General features: G+C 61.4%; 16 protein-coding genes. 5 read left to right on the plus strand and 11 right to left on the minus strand.

What is annotated here, in order from left to right:
* The first annotated feature begins 1 nt into the window (after position 1).
* Positions 2 to 262 (plus strand): twin transmembrane helix small protein, encoded by a 261-nt coding sequence (locus tag ISP19_RS08945; RefSeq protein WP_275577119.1) that lies wholly within the window; start codon positions 2 to 4, stop codon positions 260 to 262.
* A 121-nt stretch (positions 263 to 383) separates the two neighbouring features.
* Here the strand turns inward: ISP19_RS08945 and ISP19_RS08950 are convergent, their stop codons facing one another.
* The 7 genes from ISP19_RS08950 to panB form a co-directional block, all read right to left on the minus strand.
* Positions 384 to 1,271: a cytochrome c oxidase subunit 3 gene (locus ISP19_RS08950; RefSeq protein ID WP_204681020.1), complete on the minus strand. Its 888-nt coding sequence runs from the start codon at positions 1,269 to 1,271 to the stop codon at positions 384 to 386.
* A 147-nt stretch (positions 1,272 to 1,418) separates the two neighbouring features.
* On the minus strand, positions 1,419 to 1,607 hold the full coding sequence (locus tag ISP19_RS08955; RefSeq protein WP_204681021.1) for a hypothetical protein: 189 nt from the start codon (positions 1,605 to 1,607) through the stop codon (positions 1,419 to 1,421).
* Positions 1,608 to 1,610: 3 nt separating this feature from the next.
* Positions 1,611 to 3,236, minus strand: coding sequence for a cytochrome c oxidase subunit I (gene ctaD, locus ISP19_RS08960; protein WP_204681022.1), 1,626 nt, complete (start codon positions 3,234 to 3,236; stop codon positions 1,611 to 1,613).
* Positions 3,237 to 3,294: 58 nt separating this feature from the next.
* The gene (gene coxB / locus ISP19_RS08965; RefSeq protein ID WP_204681023.1) at positions 3,295 to 4,260 is read right to left on the minus strand and encodes a cytochrome c oxidase subunit II; all 966 of its coding nucleotides are present in this window, start codon (positions 4,258 to 4,260) and stop codon (positions 3,295 to 3,297) included.
* 19 nt (positions 4,261 to 4,279) lie between these two features.
* The gene (locus ISP19_RS08970) at positions 4,280 to 4,765 is read right to left on the minus strand and encodes a DUF2244 domain-containing protein (protein WP_239556690.1); all 486 of its coding nucleotides are present in this window, start codon (positions 4,763 to 4,765) and stop codon (positions 4,280 to 4,282) included.
* A gap of 334 nt (positions 4,766 to 5,099) precedes the next feature.
* Positions 5,100 to 6,251 (minus strand): MFS transporter, encoded by a 1,152-nt coding sequence (locus ISP19_RS08975; protein WP_204681024.1) that lies wholly within the window; start codon positions 6,249 to 6,251, stop codon positions 5,100 to 5,102.
* Between the two features lie 14 nt (positions 6,252 to 6,265).
* Complete coding sequence (gene panB, locus ISP19_RS08980) at positions 6,266 to 7,069, minus strand: 3-methyl-2-oxobutanoate hydroxymethyltransferase (RefSeq protein ID WP_204681025.1); 804 nt, start codon at positions 7,067 to 7,069, stop codon at positions 6,266 to 6,268.
* A 525-nt stretch (positions 7,070 to 7,594) separates the two neighbouring features.
* Here panB and putA point away from each other — a divergent pair.
* The 3 genes from putA (at position 7,595) to ISP19_RS08995 (ending at position 12,913) form a co-directional block, all read left to right on the plus strand.
* Positions 7,595 to 10,765, plus strand: a complete 3,171-nt coding sequence (gene putA, locus ISP19_RS08985) for a bifunctional proline dehydrogenase/L-glutamate gamma-semialdehyde dehydrogenase PutA (RefSeq protein ID WP_204681026.1) — start codon at positions 7,595 to 7,597, stop codon at positions 10,763 to 10,765.
* 213 nt (positions 10,766 to 10,978) lie between these two features.
* Positions 10,979 to 11,719 carry a TlpA family protein disulfide reductase gene (locus ISP19_RS08990; protein WP_204681027.1) on the plus strand — a complete coding sequence of 247 codons (741 nt, stop codon included), beginning with the start codon at positions 10,979 to 10,981 and terminating at the stop codon, positions 11,717 to 11,719.
* Positions 11,720 to 11,830: 111 nt separating this feature from the next.
* Positions 11,831 to 12,913 (plus strand): AraC family transcriptional regulator, encoded by a 1,083-nt coding sequence (locus ISP19_RS08995; protein ID WP_204681028.1) that lies wholly within the window; start codon positions 11,831 to 11,833, stop codon positions 12,911 to 12,913.
* A gap of 48 nt (positions 12,914 to 12,961) precedes the next feature.
* On the opposite strand, the gene ISP19_RS09000 is transcribed toward ISP19_RS08995, so the two are convergent.
* The gene (locus ISP19_RS09000; RefSeq protein WP_204681029.1) at positions 12,962 to 13,342 is read right to left on the minus strand and encodes an ArsR/SmtB family transcription factor; all 381 of its coding nucleotides are present in this window, start codon (positions 13,340 to 13,342) and stop codon (positions 12,962 to 12,964) included.
* Between the two features lie 104 nt (positions 13,343 to 13,446).
* Between ISP19_RS09000 and ISP19_RS09005 the strand changes: the two genes are divergently transcribed.
* Positions 13,447 to 14,193 (plus strand): glucose 1-dehydrogenase, encoded by a 747-nt coding sequence (locus tag ISP19_RS09005; protein ID WP_204681030.1) that lies wholly within the window; start codon positions 13,447 to 13,449, stop codon positions 14,191 to 14,193.
* A 67-nt stretch (positions 14,194 to 14,260) separates the two neighbouring features.
* Here the strand turns inward: ISP19_RS09005 and ISP19_RS09010 are convergent, their stop codons facing one another.
* From ISP19_RS09010 to ISP19_RS09020, 3 genes are all read right to left on the minus strand, one after another.
* Positions 14,261 to 14,461: a hypothetical protein gene (locus tag ISP19_RS09010; protein WP_204681031.1), complete on the minus strand. Its 201-nt coding sequence runs from the start codon at positions 14,459 to 14,461 to the stop codon at positions 14,261 to 14,263.
* Between the two features lie 158 nt (positions 14,462 to 14,619).
* Entirely contained in the window at positions 14,620 to 15,060 is a 441-nt protein-coding gene (locus tag ISP19_RS09015) for a hypothetical protein (protein ID WP_204681032.1), read from the minus strand.
* Positions 15,057 to 15,695: a DUF5671 domain-containing protein gene (locus ISP19_RS09020; RefSeq protein ID WP_204681033.1), complete on the minus strand. Its 639-nt coding sequence runs from the start codon at positions 15,693 to 15,695 to the stop codon at positions 15,057 to 15,059. The genes ISP19_RS09015 and ISP19_RS09020 overlap by 4 nt, the downstream gene beginning before the upstream one ends.
* Positions 15,696 to 15,882: the final 187 nt, after the last annotated feature.

The following is a 15,882-nucleotide window of genomic DNA, read 5'->3' on the forward strand; positions in this document are numbered from 1 at the left end:
TATGGACGGCTATACTGGCTATATCGAGCCTGCTCAGGTCAATCACGTGGAAACCATCTACAAAGTCGCGCTGGTGATCATGTTCCTGGTGGTGGTGTTCAACCTCGGCCAGGCGCTGTATTTCATGATGACCGACAAGGACGGCGGCAAACGCACGGTCTGGGCGCTGACCCGGCGCATCAGCTTTTCGCTGGTATTGATCGCCATGGTAATCGTCGGCATCAAGATGGGATGGATTCACCCGCACGGGGTGGGCCAGTGATTGTAATGCGGCGCTTTTCTTAGCCATCAGGTTGCGACCATTAGCGCGCGCCTTTGGGAGCGCGTACAGAGCAGAAAAAAGCCCGCCTGTTGGCGGGCCTTTTGTTGAACGCGGCGTGCACTCAGAGGATGTACACGAACATAAACAAGCCCAGCCACACCACGTCCACAAAGTGCCAATACCAGGCCACCGCTTCAAAACCGAAGTGATGCTCCTTGCTGAAATGGCCAGCCAGCACTCGCAGCCAGATGATCGCCAGCATGATCGTGCCTAGCGTCACGTGCAGTCCGTGGAAACCGGTAAGCATGAAGAACGTGCAGCCATACACACCCGATCCAAGCGTGAGGTTCAGCTCCTTGTAGGCCTCCATGTATTCGTGGGCCTGGCAGAACAGGAAACTGGCGCCCAGCAGCACGGTCACGCCCAGGAACAGCAGTACCTTGCCGCGGTGCCCTGCCTTGAGTGCATGGTGCGCGATGGTGACCGTCACGCTCGAGCTCAGCAGGATCAGCGTATTGAGCAAAGGCAAACCCCACGGCGCCACAGTCTCGAAGGCGCCGCCGACATGTGCCGGACCATTGCCACCGCCAGAACCCCACGAGGCCGCGTAGTCGCTCCACAGGAACTGGTGGGTGAGCACGCCGTGCCCTGCACCGCCCAGCCACGGCACCGAGAACATGCGGATGTAGAACAGCGCACCGAAGAAGGCGCCGAAGAACATCACTTCGGAGAAGATGAACCACATCATGCCCATGCGGAACGAGCGGTCCACCTGGCTGTTGTAGCTCCCGGCCATCGATTCATGGATCACCGAGCGGAACCAGCCGAAGAACATGCCGAGAATGCCGATGAACCCGATCAGCAGTAAGGTCTTGCCGAAACCGCTCTCGCCGGGCTCGGCGTTGAGCCAGTGCGCCGCACCGAACACGGTGAGGAACATGACCACTGCCGCCACAATCGGCCACTGGCTCTTGCTCGGTACGTAATAAATGTCGTGCTGCTGAACCATGATGTGTATCCCGTAGATGTTCCTGGTGACCTACGTCCACAACCCCCTGCCGCGATGCATGGATGCATCGCTGGCGAATCCGCACCTGCTCCGGAATCGCCCCTCGAAAAACCGCCCGCAAGCATGCCTTTCGAGACCCGCAAACCTCTACTGCTGCGAAAGCGCTTCAACTACCGCCCGCTGATGCAACTGCGGATGATGCTGAAGCCAGAGCATCTGCACGATCGACACCACAAACACCGCGAAGGCTACCGTTGCGACCATCGCCGCGGTACGCCGTGCCCGGCGTACCCGCTGTGCCTGACCAGTCTCGAGCGTTTGATGATTCAGCTTCATCGATCAGTCCTCAACATGGCCGTGCGCCAGTTCCTCGTCGTGAATCACCGGCGCTACCGAGAAGGAGTGATGCGGGGGCGGCGACGACAAGGTCCACTCCAGACCTTTGGCACCTTCCCACACGCGATCGGTAGCTTTCTTCTTGGAGAACCACACGCAGTGGATGACCACACCGAGGAAGATCAGCTGCGAGGCGCCGAACAGGAAACCGCCGATCGAGCTGATCATGTTGAAGTTGGCGAACGCCACGTTGTAATCCGGGATGCGGCGCGGCATGCCGGCCAAGCCCAGGAAGTGCTGCGGGAAGAACAACACGTTCACCCATACCACCGAGTTCCAGAAGTGCACCTTGCCCCAGAACTCGCTGTACATGTTACCGGTCCACTTCGGGATCCAGTAATACGTGGCGGCCATGATCGCGAAGATCGCACCGGTCACCAGCACGTAGTGGAAGTGCGCCACCACGAAGTAGGTGTCGTGATACTGGAAGTCCGCCGGCACCAGCGCCAGCATCAGGCCGGAGAAGCCGCCGATGGTGAACAGGATGACGAAGGCGATGGCGAACAGCATCGGCGTTTCGAAGGTCATCGAGCCGCCCCACATGGTGGCGACCCAGTTGAAGACCTTCACGCCGGTCGGCACCGCGATCAGCATCGTGGCGTACATGAAGAAGATTTCAGCGCCCAGCGGCAAACCCACCGCAAACATGTGGTGCGCCCATACGATGAACGACAGGAACGCAATCGAAGCGATCGCAAACACCATCGCCTTGTAGCCGAAGATCGGCTTGCGCGCGAAGGTCGGGATGATTTCCGAGATGATCCCGAACGCCGGCAGGATCATGATGTACACCTCGGGGTGACCGAAGAACCAGAACACGTGCTGGAACAGTATCGGGTCACCGCCACCGGCGGCATCGAAGAAGTGCGTGTTGAAGTACTTGTCGGTGAGCAGCATGGTCACCGCGCCCGCCAGCACCGGCATCACCGCGATCAGCAGGAAAGCCGTGATCAGCCAGCTCCACACGAACACCGGCATCTTTAGCAGATCCATGCCCGGCGCACGCATGTTGAGGATGGTGGCGATGATGTTGATCGCCCCCATGATCGAGCTGATGCCCATCAAGTGAATGGCGAACACCACATAGGCCAGCGAGGCGCTCTGCAGCGACAGCGGCGGATACATGGTCCAGCCGCCGGCAGGACCGCCGCCCGGCAGGAACAGCGTCGACAGCATCAGCGCGAAGGCGAACGGCAGGATCCAGAACGACAGATTGTTCATGCGCGGCAGCGCCATGTCCGGCGCACCGACCATCATCGGGATCATCCAGTTGCCCAATCCCACGAAGGCCGGCATGACCGCACCGAAAATCATCACCAGCGCGTGCATGGTGGTCATTTCGTTGAAGAAGTACGGCTGCACCAGCTGCATGCCCGGCTTGAACAGCTCGGCGCGGATCACCATCGCAAAGCTGCCGCCGATAAAGAACATCAGCAGTGAGAAAACGAGGTACAGCGTGCCGATGTCCTTGTGGTTGGTGGACATCACCCAGCGCTGAAAGAAGTTCAGATGCTCGTGGTGTTCGTCGTGATGCTCATCGTGGTGGTCGTGGGCGGCTGCCTGGGCCATAACCTTGAACCTCTACCTTAATGAATGCGTTTACGTGAACTGCGTAAGCAGCCGAATATCAACCCTGTGCTGCGTGTGCCGGTGTTACCTGAGCCGTGGCCTGCGCAGGTGCTGCCGCCGTGGCAGCCGGTGCCGGCGCGGCGGCGGGCGCAGCAGGTTTCTGCTGATCCGCGAGCCACTTGGCGAAGTCTTCCGGCGATACCGCTTTCACCACGATCGGCATGAATCCGTGATCCTGGCCGCACAGCTCGGCGCACTGGCCGCGGTAGATGCCGGGTGTATTGATGTTGGTCCACGCGGCATTCACCACGCCCGGGATCGCATCCATCTTCCAGCCCAGCGCGGGCACGAACCAGGAATGGATCACGTCGTCGGCGGTGATCACGAAACGGATCTTGGTGTGGATCGGCACCACCAGCGGGTGGTCGACGTTCAGCAGATAGGTTTCCTCGCCATCGGCCTTCACCGCCCACGGATCGAGACCGGAATTGAGCTGGCGGGTCGCGTTGCTCTGGTCGTCGAGCTTGGACATGAAGCCGACATGTTCGATCGGCTTGCCTTGATAGTCGACGTAGTCGTAACGCCACTTCCACTGATAACCGGTAACTTTCACCGTCATCTGCGCGCCGGTGGTGTCGGAGAACTGGCGCAGCCCATCGGTCGCCAGCCAGGCCAGCGTGATAAGGATAAGAATCGGGATCACGGTCCAGATGATTTCGACCGTGGTGTTGTGCGACCACTTTTCAGCCACCGCGCCGCGCGACTTGCGGAAGCGGAACATGGCTATGAACATCGCGCCGAACACCAGGATGCCGATCACCACGCAGACGCCCAGCGCCACGTTGTTGAGCATGTACGGCACATGGGAATACGTCGTCACGCCAGGCGTGAGATTCAACTGCCCAGGCTGCGGGTTCGCCCGAGCGATGCCACCGAACAAACCAAGGGCCCCCAGCCCCAATGCTCCGACCACCTGCTTCGCCCCGAACCTGATGCCGTGCTTCCCGATGCCGCCAGCTCTCATGTTTGCACCTTTGTTGAACCTACCTGCGCGACTGGGACTGAAGTTCCGCCAGCAGCACCCTGAGTTTCCGGAATAACTCGGCGCGTTCCTCCTCCGCGAGGAATGCCCCAATTTCCAGCCTGCGTCCATGCGACGACAACAATAATCGGTAACGCCCCTCCCCTGACTCCAGCAACACACGCACCCAATAGGGCTGGAAGCGCGTGCAGCGGCGTCCCGGCAGGATTTGCACCTCCAGCGACTCGGTGTCGAGGGTGATGCGTTCACTGCGGTCGCCGGCCCGCCAGGCCACGCTCAACGCGATAGCCACTGCGGAAGCCTCGATCAGGGCGAACAGCGGAGCAAATACATTGCCCTGCCACGCTCCCAGACCTGCCGTCATCAACGCCAGGGCAGCCAGCACCAGGATCAAGCGACGCAGACCGCGCCGGCTTAGCACGCGATTGGGCCGAAGCCACAACGTCACGCACGGCAGGCCGCCGAGGGCTGGTCGAAGCACGATCATGAAAAGTCCGGCGTGCCTGGAACGTTCCCGATCATAGGCCGCGATGCAGGAGTGGGCAAGGATGGGTGCAACGCATTCGATGGCGTCATTTAGCCGCGACTGGAACGCCGGATAACGGCGAGAACAGTCCGAAAATGAGCCCGGCATCGCAATGCGCGACAGATGTGGCCGAAGCAGCGGGGGCTGCTACAAATTGTCGCGGGGGCGTGAGATTCGCACTCAGTGATTTCCGGTTGGTCCCGATGCCTGTGCACGCCCCCGCACACGCGTCAGGAACTCGCCCCATATCGTGGAACCAGCATCCGCCGGGTTCCGCACCCTGCAGGCGCCTGCCTCACGTCATCAGGCGCCTGCGGTAACAATATTGATTGGTCGCCACGAACAGGAGGATCAACGCGACGTAGAAACCCGAGAACGACAATAACGAATGACTGGAGAACAATCCCAGCACATACATAAGGATCGATGCCACCACAAAGTGGAGTGCCGTATGCAGGCAGCTGGCCACCGATGCCTTGTCGGTGAAGTACAACATGGTGATGCCGATGTTTTCGGAAGCCATCACCCCGGAACAGAAGATGATCAAACTGACCAGCAACGTGATGACATGGATGGCGTCAGGCTTCAGCACGGAAAGCAGCGATAAAACAATCGCCAAGGCCAACGCCACCGCTCCGCATGCAAGCGAAAGCTTATTGAGGTCGCGACGCGCGACGTAATACCGGAACAGCAGGCATCCCGCCACAAAGCTTATCCCGGTGCAAAAGGAGAAATAACCAAACTGGACAGGCCCGTAGTGCAGCTTGTCTTGAAGATAGAAACTCATGAAATAGTTGTACGCAAGAAAGAGCGACAGCGTGCAAGCCTGTGCGACCACTCCGCTGACAAACCCGCCATTCCCAAGGACCACCAGGAAATCCCGAGCGAGCGTGCCGAGGCGGACATCCCGCGTGCCGCGCGCATCGGGCAGGGACGTCGCCGCAAAGATCAGACAAACCGCGGCATAGACCGCCAACGCGACAAAATTCATGCGCCAGCCAAACGCCTGCTGGACATAGGCCCCCATCCAGGGAGCCAAGGTCCCTCCGGCGCCCCACAACAGGGCGAAGTAGGAGAAGAAGATCTTGACGTCCTTCGCGCTGAAGATCTCAAGCGGCATCGCCTTGGCGTTGAGATTCAGCGCGCTGATCGCAATACCCTGAAGCGCCCGGGCCGCATAAAGCACCGGCAGCGATGTCGCTTGCGAAGCCATCAGCGACGACAGGGCAAACAGGACGATATTGATCAGGAAGATGGTTTTTCGGCTGTATCGCTCTGAGAAGTACACCCATACAAACTGGCCGAGGCCGTAAAAAACCAGAAACAAGGTAATCGTCAGCTGGATGGAGAAACTTCCCTTGCCAAAGTACTCCGCCATCTCCGGCATGGAGGCCGAGTAGAGATCGCTCGTGCCCTGAAACAGAAAGACGAGCGCCAGCAAGGTCACAACCGCCGCGGCCTTCATGTGTATACATGCTCATCCGATGGGAAGGCCCGGTTTCTGACCTCACAAACAAATTGCGCCATGGCGGCGGGAATGCTTCCGCATTCGCGGAGGTAGTCTTTCGAGAACTTGATGTGCGCACCCGTCAGGCCGATGAGGTCGTAGACATTCATCACCTGCCCGTCACAGTCGCGCCCTGCGCCGGCACCGAGGGTAAGCGCCGTCACGGACTCGGTAACCTCACGTCCAAGCGTTTCGGGAATGCACTCCAGGACCAGCATCTCAACGCCTGCAGCATCCAGTCGCCTGGCGGCATTCATGATGTCCTGGCACTCGCGCTCCGAACGCCCCATCACCCGGTGAGCGCCGATCTGATGGAAATACTGCGGCGTCAGGCCGATGTGCCCGCAAACGGGAACGCCGCGTTCCACCAGGTGCCGGACAATGTCAGCGACCCATGCATCGCCGCCTTCGACCTTCACCATGCCCGCACCGGCCTGCATGAGTCTCTTGGCGTTTTGCAACGCCTCCTCGCCGTCGGAATAACTCATGTAAGGGAGATCGGCGATGACCAGCATATCCTTGGCCGCGCCCGCTACCGCCTGGGTGTGGTAGACCATCATGTCCATGGTCGTCTTGACCGTCGTATCGTGCCCGAACAGCAGCATCGATACCGAATCGCCAACGACAACGACGTCTACCGCCGCATTCGCTGCAGACTGGCAAAATGTATGGTCATAGAGAACCAGTGAGGTAAATTTTTCACCCGTTGATTTTTTACTTTTCAGCTTCCTTGCCGTGACCATTTTGTTCAGCTCCATGCGGGACGTGTTTTCACCCTAGGCGCGTGGCAATAAACACATCAAGCCCTCGACAAACCCGGCATTTGGACATATCTGCTCATAAACCCGGCCGCAATTGATCGATAAATCAGGCGTGTAGATCGATTCGTGGATTGTCCCCCACGCCGGAAAATCCATTGGGCTATAGCTTTGTTCGTATCTTTCCTACGCGTCCTATGGGCGATCACGCACAACGCACCAACCCATCTTCCGGGCGCAGCACATCATCTGCGCAGGCAGACCATGCGCGGTAGTATGCTTCGGGGTTCGGCAAAACCATGAAACACCCATCAACGATCGACCTCGTTCCACACCGGAAAACTTGATGCCCCCACCATCAAGTCTGCGGCGGCGCTACCACCTGGACCGCCAGACCCTCCCAAACGGGGAATCGCCCCAAGATGCCTTCGTTCGTGCTACCCCGTACAATTTCGCGTCTTGTTGACCGTCCCTACCTGCCCCATCTGGGGTTTTGTTGACCGCCCCCACCTACCCCACACCATCGTGACCCAACCTATCCTCACTCCCGAACTGCCGACCGGCATCGAACCGGCCCGCGCACGCATCACCGCGGCCTGGCTGCGCGACGAGACCGAAGCGGTCAACGACCTGCTCGCCCAAGCCACGCTGCCACCGACCGAACGCGAAAAAGTGATCGACCTGGCCGCCGACCTGGTAACCCGCGTGCGCGCCCGCGCCAAGGACCAGAGCGCGGTGGAATCCTTCATGCGCCAGTACGACCTGTCCAGCGAGGAAGGCGTGCTCCTGATGTGCGTGGCCGAAGCCCTGCTGCGCATTCCGGACAAGGCCACCGCCGACAAGCTGATCCGCGACAAGCTGGGCGACGCGAACTGGAAGAAGCATCTGGGCCAGAGCGAGTCGCTGTTCGTCAACGCTTCGACCTGGGGCCTGATGCTCACCGGCAAGCTGGTGAACCTGGCCGAGGAGACCCGTCACGACTTCACCGGCGCGCTGCGCCGCCTGGTCGGCCGGGCGGGTGAGCCGGCAATCCGCCTGGCGGTGCGGCAGGCCATGCGCATCATGGGCCATCAGTTCGTGATGGGGCAGACCATCAACGATGCACTCGATCGCTGCGCCAAGCCCGAGTACGCCGTCTATCGCTACTCCTACGACATGCTGGGCGAGTCGGCGCTGACCAGCGAAACGGCGGAACGCTATCAGCAGGACTACCGCAACGCGATCGCCGCGATCGGCGCACGCGGGCCGTTCGCCAACCACACCGATGCGCACTCGATCTCGGTGAAGCTTTCGGCGCTGCATCCGCGCTATGAAGTGGCGAACCGCGAGCGCGCGCGCCGCGATCTCACCGAAAAGCTGCTGGAACTGTCGCAGCTGGCGATGAAGCAAGGCATTGCCTTGTCGGTCGACGCGGAAGAAGCCGATCGCCTGGAACTGTCGCTCGACATCATCGGCGACGTCTTCGCCCATCCGTCCCTGCAAGGCTGGAATGGCCTCGGCATCGTGGTACAGGCCTATTCCAAGCGCACGCCGTTCGTCATCGATTGGCTGATCGAAACCGCGCGCGCCGCCGGCCGTCGCTGGTACGTGCGCCTGGTCAAGGGTGCGTACTGGGACGCCGAGATCAAGCGTGCGCAGGAGCTGGGGCTGTCCGGCTATCCGCTGTATACGCGCAAGCCCAATACCGATGTCTCCTACATGGCCTGCGCACGCAAGCTGTTCGACGCGGGCAGCGAGCTGATCTATCCGCAGTTCGCCACGCATAACGCGCACACCATCGCCGCCGTGCATCACATTGCGCGCGGCCGTCCTTTCGAATTCCAGCGCCTGCACGGCATGGGCACGGATCTGTATGCCGAGGTGATCGGCAAGCAGAACCTCAACGTGCCTTGCCGCGTGTACGCACCGGTCGGCACGCATGAAGACCTGCTGCCGTATCTGGTGCGCCGCCTGCTCGAAAACGGCGCCAACACCAGCTTCGTCAACCGCGTGGTGGATGAAACGCTGCCGGTACGCGAACTGGTGGCCGATCCCTGTGAAACGGTGCGCCGCTACGCCGCCGCCAATCATTCCAGCTTTGCACATCCGCGCATTCCCTTGCCGGTCAATCTGTTCGGTGAACTTCGGAAGAACTCCATGGGCGTCAACTTCTCCAACGACAATGAACTGAAGGCCCTCGCCGAGGCGGTCAATGCAAAAACCGGTCAGTGGACCGCCACGCCGCTGGTCGCCGGCGCGCAAGGCAACGGCCCCACGGTGCAGGTCACCAACCCGGCTGATCGCCGCGACAAGGTCGGCAGCTACGTCAGCGCCGATGCCGCGCTGGTCGACAAGGCGCTCGCCAACGGCGTCGCGGCACAGCCGGCCTGGGATCGCCTGCCCGCCGCCAGCCGTGCCGCGATTCTTGAACACGCCGCCGACCAGCTTGAAGTGCGCCGCGGCGAATTCATGGCGCTGTGCGTGCGCGAAGCCGGCAAGAGCCTGCCCGATGCGATCGCCGAAGTCCGCGAAGCCGCCGACTTCCTGCGTTACTACGCCACGATGGCGCGCCGCCTGTTCGGCCATCCGGAGCAACTGCCCGGCCCGACCGGCGAGAGCAACCAGCTGTTCCTCAACGGCCGTGGCGTATTCGTCTGCATCAGCCCGTGGAACTTCCCGCTGGCGATTTTCCTCGGCCAGGTTTCCGCGGCGCTCGCCGCCGGCAACAGCGTGATCGCCAAGCCCGCCGAGCAGACCAGCCTGATCGGCTATGCCGCGGTGAAACTGCTGCACGAAGCCGGCGTGCCGGCCGACGTACTGCAGTATCTGCCGGGTGATGGCGCGGTGGTCGGCGCTGCACTGACCAAAGATCCGCGCGTGGCAGGCGTAGCCTTCACCGGCTCGACCGAAACGGCATGGGCGATCAACCGCGCGCTCGCCGCACGTAACGCACCGATCGCCGCCCTGATCGCTGAAACCGGCGGCCAGAACGCGATGATCGCCGACTCCTCCGCACTGCCCGAGCAGATCGTGAAGGATGTGATCGCTTCGGCCTTCCAGTCCGCCGGCCAGCGTTGCTCCGCTGCGCGCGTGTTGTTCGTGCAGGAAGATATCGCCGACAAGGTGACCGGCATGCTCGCCGGCGCGATGGCGGAACTGAAGATCGGCGATCCCGGCCAGCTCTCCACCGACGTCGGCCCGGTGATCGACGAGGATGCGCTGAAGATCCTCAACGACCACGCCGCGCGCATGGACAAGGAAGCGAAGAAGATCGCCGAAGCCAAGCTTGACGCGGCCGCGACCGGTAACGGCACTTTCTTCGCGCCGCGCGCTTACGAGATCCCGTCGCTCGATATCCTCAAGCGCGAAGTGTTCGGTCCCGTGCTGCACGTGATCCGCTGGAAGGGCGCGGATCTGCCCAAAGTGATCGACGCCATCAACGCCACCGGCTATGGCCTGACCCTCGGCGTGCATAGCCGCATCGACGATACGGTGGAATACATCCGCAGCCATGCGCGCGTCGGCAACTGCTATGTGAACCGCAATCAGATCGGCGCGGTGGTCGGCGTGCAGCCGTTCGGCGGCGAAAGCCTGTCCGGCACCGGCCCAAAGGCGGGCGGCCCGCACTATCTGCTGCGTTTCGCCGGTGAGCGCACGCTCACCATCAACACCACCGCGGCGGGTGGTAATGCGTCGCTGCTGACGATCGGCGAGTAACGGCACTGCTCCCTCTCCCCTTCGGGGAGAGGGTTGGGGTGAGGGGTTGCGCTTGCCTCGAACTCCACACTCACGCCAGCGTGCCTTTCCAGACTTTATGCAGTGAGAAAGTATTTCGCGAGGTTGGCCCCTCACCCCAGCCCTCTCCCCGAGGGGGAGAGGGAGCATATAACGGGTCAACAACACCCCAGCCGTCGTCGCACAGCAGGTGTGATGTGTCACCTTTCGCTATTCGCCACCTTATTGCTCCTGATGCTCGCCGCACCGTTGCGAGCATCTTCACCCAGCAATGACGAAGCGAGTTTTCTCGCCAGCCTGCAACTTGGACCTGCGCCGCAAGTCCGCTACCTCGACTCCAACGGCAGGCCGCTCGATTACGCCGCCTTCACGCGACAGCTACAGCAACGCCGCTCCTACAGCATGACTGGCGACCGCCAGTCCGGCACAGCCGTCCTGCGCATCCGGCCACCCGGCGCCCACGCGGGCGAGCCAGGGCGATTCGCGTTCGGGCGCGGCGATGCGTTTCCTCCGTTTGCATTGCCATCGCTGCGTGGCGGCACGCAACGGCTGAGCGATTTTCACGGCCGCTACACATTGATCAGCTTCTTCTTCGCCGAATGCGCGCCGTGCATCGCCGAAGTGCCCACGCTCAATGCCTATGCACGCGCGCATGGCGACATGAACTTCGTTTCCATCACCTTTGACGACGCAGACACCGCGCGCGCCTTCGTGCGTGAACGCGGCTTAACATGGCGTGTGCTGTACGACGGCGAAGCGCTCACTGATACGCTCGGCGTGGGCATCTATCCCACGCTCATGCTGATCGACCCGTCCGGCCACGTAGCCGGCTCGGCGGTAGGCATGTCGATGCAAGACGATCCGGCCAAACGCCTGGCTGATCTCAGTGACTGGATCGAGCAATGGAAACAGGCCGCATCACCCGCAGGCCGCTGACGCATCGCAGCGTCATGGTGCCCTGTTGTGCGCCGCGCCAACCACGCCGCTGCCACACGTGCTAGAACAGACCTCTGCGCCGAAGAGGGTCGGCACGGGGGATGGCCTGGCATGTCAGAACTCGCATTTGAAACGCAGCATGTGCGGCGTATGCCGCCGTTGTCGCTTGAAGCGGACCCACGCGCACTGGTTGCCGATATACCTCCCAACGTGCTGGTTCATCTGACTGAGCTCGCTGCACAGCGAGGCATCGCAAGCGACGCCTGGTTCGCGGGCCTTGGCATCACCCGCCAGCAGATCAACGATCCGAGTGTGCGCGTTTCCTATCGTCAGGCACGCACGGTGATTGCACGCGGCTTGAAAATGCTGCGTGATCCGGCGCTCGGCCTGCTGATTGGCCGCAACGAAACCATCGGCAGTTTCGGCCTGCTCGGTCTGGCCATGATGACCTCGCGCAATTTCGGCGAAGCCATGGGCGTGGGCGTGGAAAACCACAAAATCTGCGGCAGCCTGCTCGACGTGGATTTTGCGGTGATCGATGCACACACGGTCGCCGTGCAGGCTTGGCCACGCTTCGGTGAGCTCGAGTTGCTGCCATTCCTGTGTGAAGAACTGTTCTCCAGCTGCCTCGCCATTACACGCGAGCTGGTTGGATCGCCACTCGCCCCGTTGCGCGTGGAACTGACCTACCCCGCACCACCCTACATCGATGAATACGCCAGGACATTTCACTGTGAAGTACGTTTCGGCGCGCAGCACAACCGCGTATTGATCGATACGCAATGGATGGAACATCCGCTGCCCGGCTATAACCCGCTCACCTCGCGACAAGCCCTGGCGCTGTGTCATCAGCAACTGCGTGGCAACAGCGGCTCGGATGAGATCGTCGGCTCGGTCGAGCGGTTGCTGCGCAGTCGTCTGCGCGAACATCCGCGGCTTACCGAAGTCGCACGCACGCTACACCTAAGCGAACGCTCGCTGCGCCGCCGGCTCGCCGACAGCGGCCGCATCTTCCGCGAAATCCATGATCGCGTGCGCGCCGAACGCGCATTGGAGCTACTGCACGCAGGACAGATGAGCGTGGCGCAAATCGGCATCGAACTTGGCTTCAGTGATCCGCGCGAATTCCGCCGTGCGTTCAAGCGCTGGACCGGCATGCCGCCGCAACTGGCGCGGCGTAGTTTTCCAACCTGAGGACATCATTCATGCGCGCATCACGACGATGCGTGCCACCGGGCCAGCTCAACCTGCCTTGGCCTGCCTCGCCGCAGGCTTGCGCTTGACCTTGCCCTGGCGCTCAGCCGCCTGAATCTGATGCGCCTTCATGATCGTCATGACCAATCCCGGAAAACGCTGCTCGATTTCCGCACAGCGCGTACTGTTGCGCATTTCTACGCCTTGCCGCTCGCTGCGGATCAAACCTGCCTCGCGCAGCGCGCGGAAATGCTGTGAAAGCGTGGACTTGGGAATGTCGCGATCACTGATCTTGAGGAAATTCGAGCAGCTGGCGCCGTGGGAGACGGCCAGCTCCGCATAGATGGCCGCGCGCACAGGATCGGACAGGGCGTGCAGGATGCCCTCTACGGTGATGTCTTCGATCGACGGATGAATCAACGGCCTCATGGCGGTGCATTTTATCAGGCACTTGATTTCTAGTTCTATAGTTCATAAGTTACGAACTATTGGAGTTTGAATACGGTTCTCCCACCCACCTGCAGGACAAACCCATGAGCAAGTTGAAAGGTAAGGTCGCCATTGTTACCGGCGCATCCAAGGGCATCGGCGCAGCCATCGCCAAGGCGCTCGCTGCCGAAGGTGCCTCCGTGGTCGTCAATTACGCGTCCAGCAAGGCTGGCGCGGATGCCGTGGTAGCCGAGATCAACAAGGCCGGCGGCAAGGCCGTTGCGGTGGGCGGCGACGTTTCCAAGGCCGCCGACGCGCAGGCCATCGTCGATGCCGCCGTCAAACAATTCGGTCGTCTCGATGTGCTGGTCAACAACTCGGGGGTCTACGAGTTCGCGCCGGTCGAAGAGATCACGGAAGAGCATTTCAACAAGCAATTCAACGTCAACGTGCTTGGCTTGCTGCTGACGACCAAGGCGGCCTCAAAGCATCTTCCCGAGGGCGGCAGCATCATCAATATCGGTTCACTGGTCACGCGCCTGACGCCGCCGGGCAGCGCCGTGTATAGCGCGACCAAGGGTGCGGTGGATGCGGTCACCGGCGTGCTGTCGCGTGAACTGGGTCCACGCAAGATCCGTGTCAACTCGTTGAATCCGGGCATGGTGGATACCGAAGGCGCGCGCACCGCCGGCTTTATCGGTTCGGACTTCCATCAAAACGCCATCGCGCAAACGCCGCTTGGACGCATCGGCCAGCCCGACGACATCGCGTCGATCGCCGTCTTCCTGGCATCCGATGATTCGCGTTGGCTGACCGGTGAGCATCTGTACGCCGCCGGCGGCATGCGCTGATATCGCGCTTCATCGAGGCGGCGCATGGCGTATCGGCCATGCGCCGTCCCGGCGTCTGTATGGCAGGCTACTGCGTGCGCATCGTGCCGTCGCCGATACCCAGGCACAGCCGCGGATGCCTGGAAATGCGCACGGAGTCGGTATGAGCGGCCTGGCTTTTGCCGGCCACTCGCCGAGATGGAACGAATAAAGTGCTTGGCGAATGCGTCAAAACCTGGCCGCCAGCACCGGAGTACGGGAACAACCGATCCAGCCAGACAGCGTGCATGCTTATCTCCGGATTCATGTGACCGGTATTCAAGATAAGTGCGGACCATGCCCCGCAAAAGCGATATCTCTGCAAGCCAGACTTGAGCTGACGTCCATCCTCAGCGCCGAAGACAATGCCTGCACCAGCACCGAGCAGGACAACCCGGTGCAAGATCGTTATTCCCTGGGTTCGCCCTGATTTTCCGCCCGGAACTGAAAGCAATGCGGGCCTGCCGGATGCCGCCATGCCACACCAAATGGCACGTATTGGTACGACGGCGCGTCGATCCGTTGCTGTCCATCCGAGGCCAGGTCGAACGTGGCGCAAAGACTGTAACTGTCCTTGCCCAACTGGCTGTAGACGTAAGGCTTACCGGTTGCAGGATCGTTCTGCCAGTGCGTCTGAATACTTGTGGCGCTCAAATCATCCGGCAGCGCGCTGTGCTGCACCCAATATTGATGGACCAGGCCGGAAGCCATGCGCAGGGCCACAACGCGCTCATCGTCCATGCGCAATTTGCGCTGATGCGCCGGGCTGCCCACGACATACAAGCCGCTGAGCACGGCAACCAGCACGACCGCCGAAGCCACTATCAACAGCAGGCGCCCGGCACTCATGTCGAACCCTCGTCGCGACGAAGATCCCACAGGTAGTAGCCAAAAACCGTTCCTGCAATCGCGCCGGCAACCAGCACCTTCAATACAAAGCGCAGGGTGATTTCGCCGCCCAGGAAATTGTCGACCAAGGTAATCAGATCCGCGATCAACACCACCGCGGCCACAAACAGCGTCAGATAGGTCAGCCAGCGCCGCACCGCCGACTGGCGCTTGATCACTTGCCGCCGCAACTCACGGCCGATATTTGCCGAGAGCAACAGAAATATCGGGAACGCGATGATGATCGTCGCCACCGACCAGCGGATCTCGTTCGCGCGACCATTCGCATAAAACATGGCCGGATCGGGAAAGCTGCGGTTGATCAGTTCGAACAGCAGTGCACCCAGGTGATACGCGCTGAGATACAGCGTGGTGAACATGACGAGGTAGAGAAACGTTTCCCGCGCCGAAAGTTGGGCACGAGGCCTCGGCACCGGAACGGCAAAGTCCACCTCGGCATAGGCCGCTAGCGCTGCACGCGCCTGTTCGGGTGCCCAGCCCGCGTCCGTCAAGGCCTTTTCGATGCTCGCCCGGGGGCATCCCCGCAGCAGCCCATCCCGTACGAACAGGTCCAGATCCTGCGTTGCACTCGTCATGCCTTCCCCTTCGTCCCAATGGCGTCGCGCAAACGCTGACATGCCACAAGGGCCGATACAAGGCGGGCATGTGGCAATCCGCCGATCCGCCAAAGTCATCCATCCGGCCGACAGCGGGATCACGCCGCCCCCACACTGGCCGATTTGCCCCCCATGCCCGTCCCTTTCGCCCTCCCCGTGCGCCAGC

Source organism: Dyella flava (genome assembly GCF_016904955.1).
Classification (GTDB): Bacteria; Pseudomonadota; Gammaproteobacteria; order Xanthomonadales; family Rhodanobacteraceae; genus Dyella_B; species Dyella_B flava.

What these genes read in the sequence shown, in the direction of transcription:
- ISP19_RS08945 (WP_275577119.1), top strand. Translation starts at nt 2, where the DNA reads ATGGACGGCTATACTGGCTATATCGAGCCTGCTCAGGTCAATCACGTG.
- ISP19_RS08950 (WP_204681020.1), bottom strand. Translation starts at nt 1,271, where the DNA reads ATGGTTCAGCAGCACGACATTTATTACGTACCGAGCAAGAGCCAGTGG.
- ISP19_RS08955 (WP_204681021.1), bottom strand. Translation starts at nt 1,607, where the DNA reads ATGAAGCTGAATCATCAAACGCTCGAGACTGGTCAGGCACAGCGGGTA.
- ctaD (WP_204681022.1), bottom strand. Translation starts at nt 3,236, where the DNA reads ATGGCCCAGGCAGCCGCCCACGACCACCACGATGAGCATCACGACGAA.
- coxB (WP_204681023.1), bottom strand. Translation starts at nt 4,260, where the DNA reads ATGAGAGCTGGCGGCATCGGGAAGCACGGCATCAGGTTCGGGGCGAAG.
- ISP19_RS08970 (WP_239556690.1), bottom strand. Translation starts at nt 4,765, where the DNA reads ATGATCGTGCTTCGACCAGCCCTCGGCGGCCTGCCGTGCGTGACGTTG.
- panB (WP_204681025.1), bottom strand. Translation starts at nt 7,069, where the DNA reads ATGGAGCTGAACAAAATGGTCACGGCAAGGAAGCTGAAAAGTAAAAAA.
- ISP19_RS08990 (WP_204681027.1), top strand. Translation starts at nt 10,979, where the DNA reads ATGTGTCACCTTTCGCTATTCGCCACCTTATTGCTCCTGATGCTCGCC.
- ISP19_RS08995 (WP_204681028.1), top strand. Translation starts at nt 11,831, where the DNA reads ATGTCAGAACTCGCATTTGAAACGCAGCATGTGCGGCGTATGCCGCCG.
- ISP19_RS09000 (WP_204681029.1), bottom strand. Translation starts at nt 13,342, where the DNA reads ATGAGGCCGTTGATTCATCCGTCGATCGAAGACATCACCGTAGAGGGC.
- ISP19_RS09005 (WP_204681030.1), top strand. Translation starts at nt 13,447, where the DNA reads ATGAGCAAGTTGAAAGGTAAGGTCGCCATTGTTACCGGCGCATCCAAG.
- ISP19_RS09010 (WP_204681031.1), bottom strand. Translation starts at nt 14,461, where the DNA reads ATGCACGCTGTCTGGCTGGATCGGTTGTTCCCGTACTCCGGTGCTGGC.
- ISP19_RS09015 (WP_204681032.1), bottom strand. Translation starts at nt 15,060, where the DNA reads ATGAGTGCCGGGCGCCTGCTGTTGATAGTGGCTTCGGCGGTCGTGCTG.
- ISP19_RS09020 (WP_204681033.1), bottom strand. Translation starts at nt 15,695, where the DNA reads ATGACGAGTGCAACGCAGGATCTGGACCTGTTCGTACGGGATGGGCTG.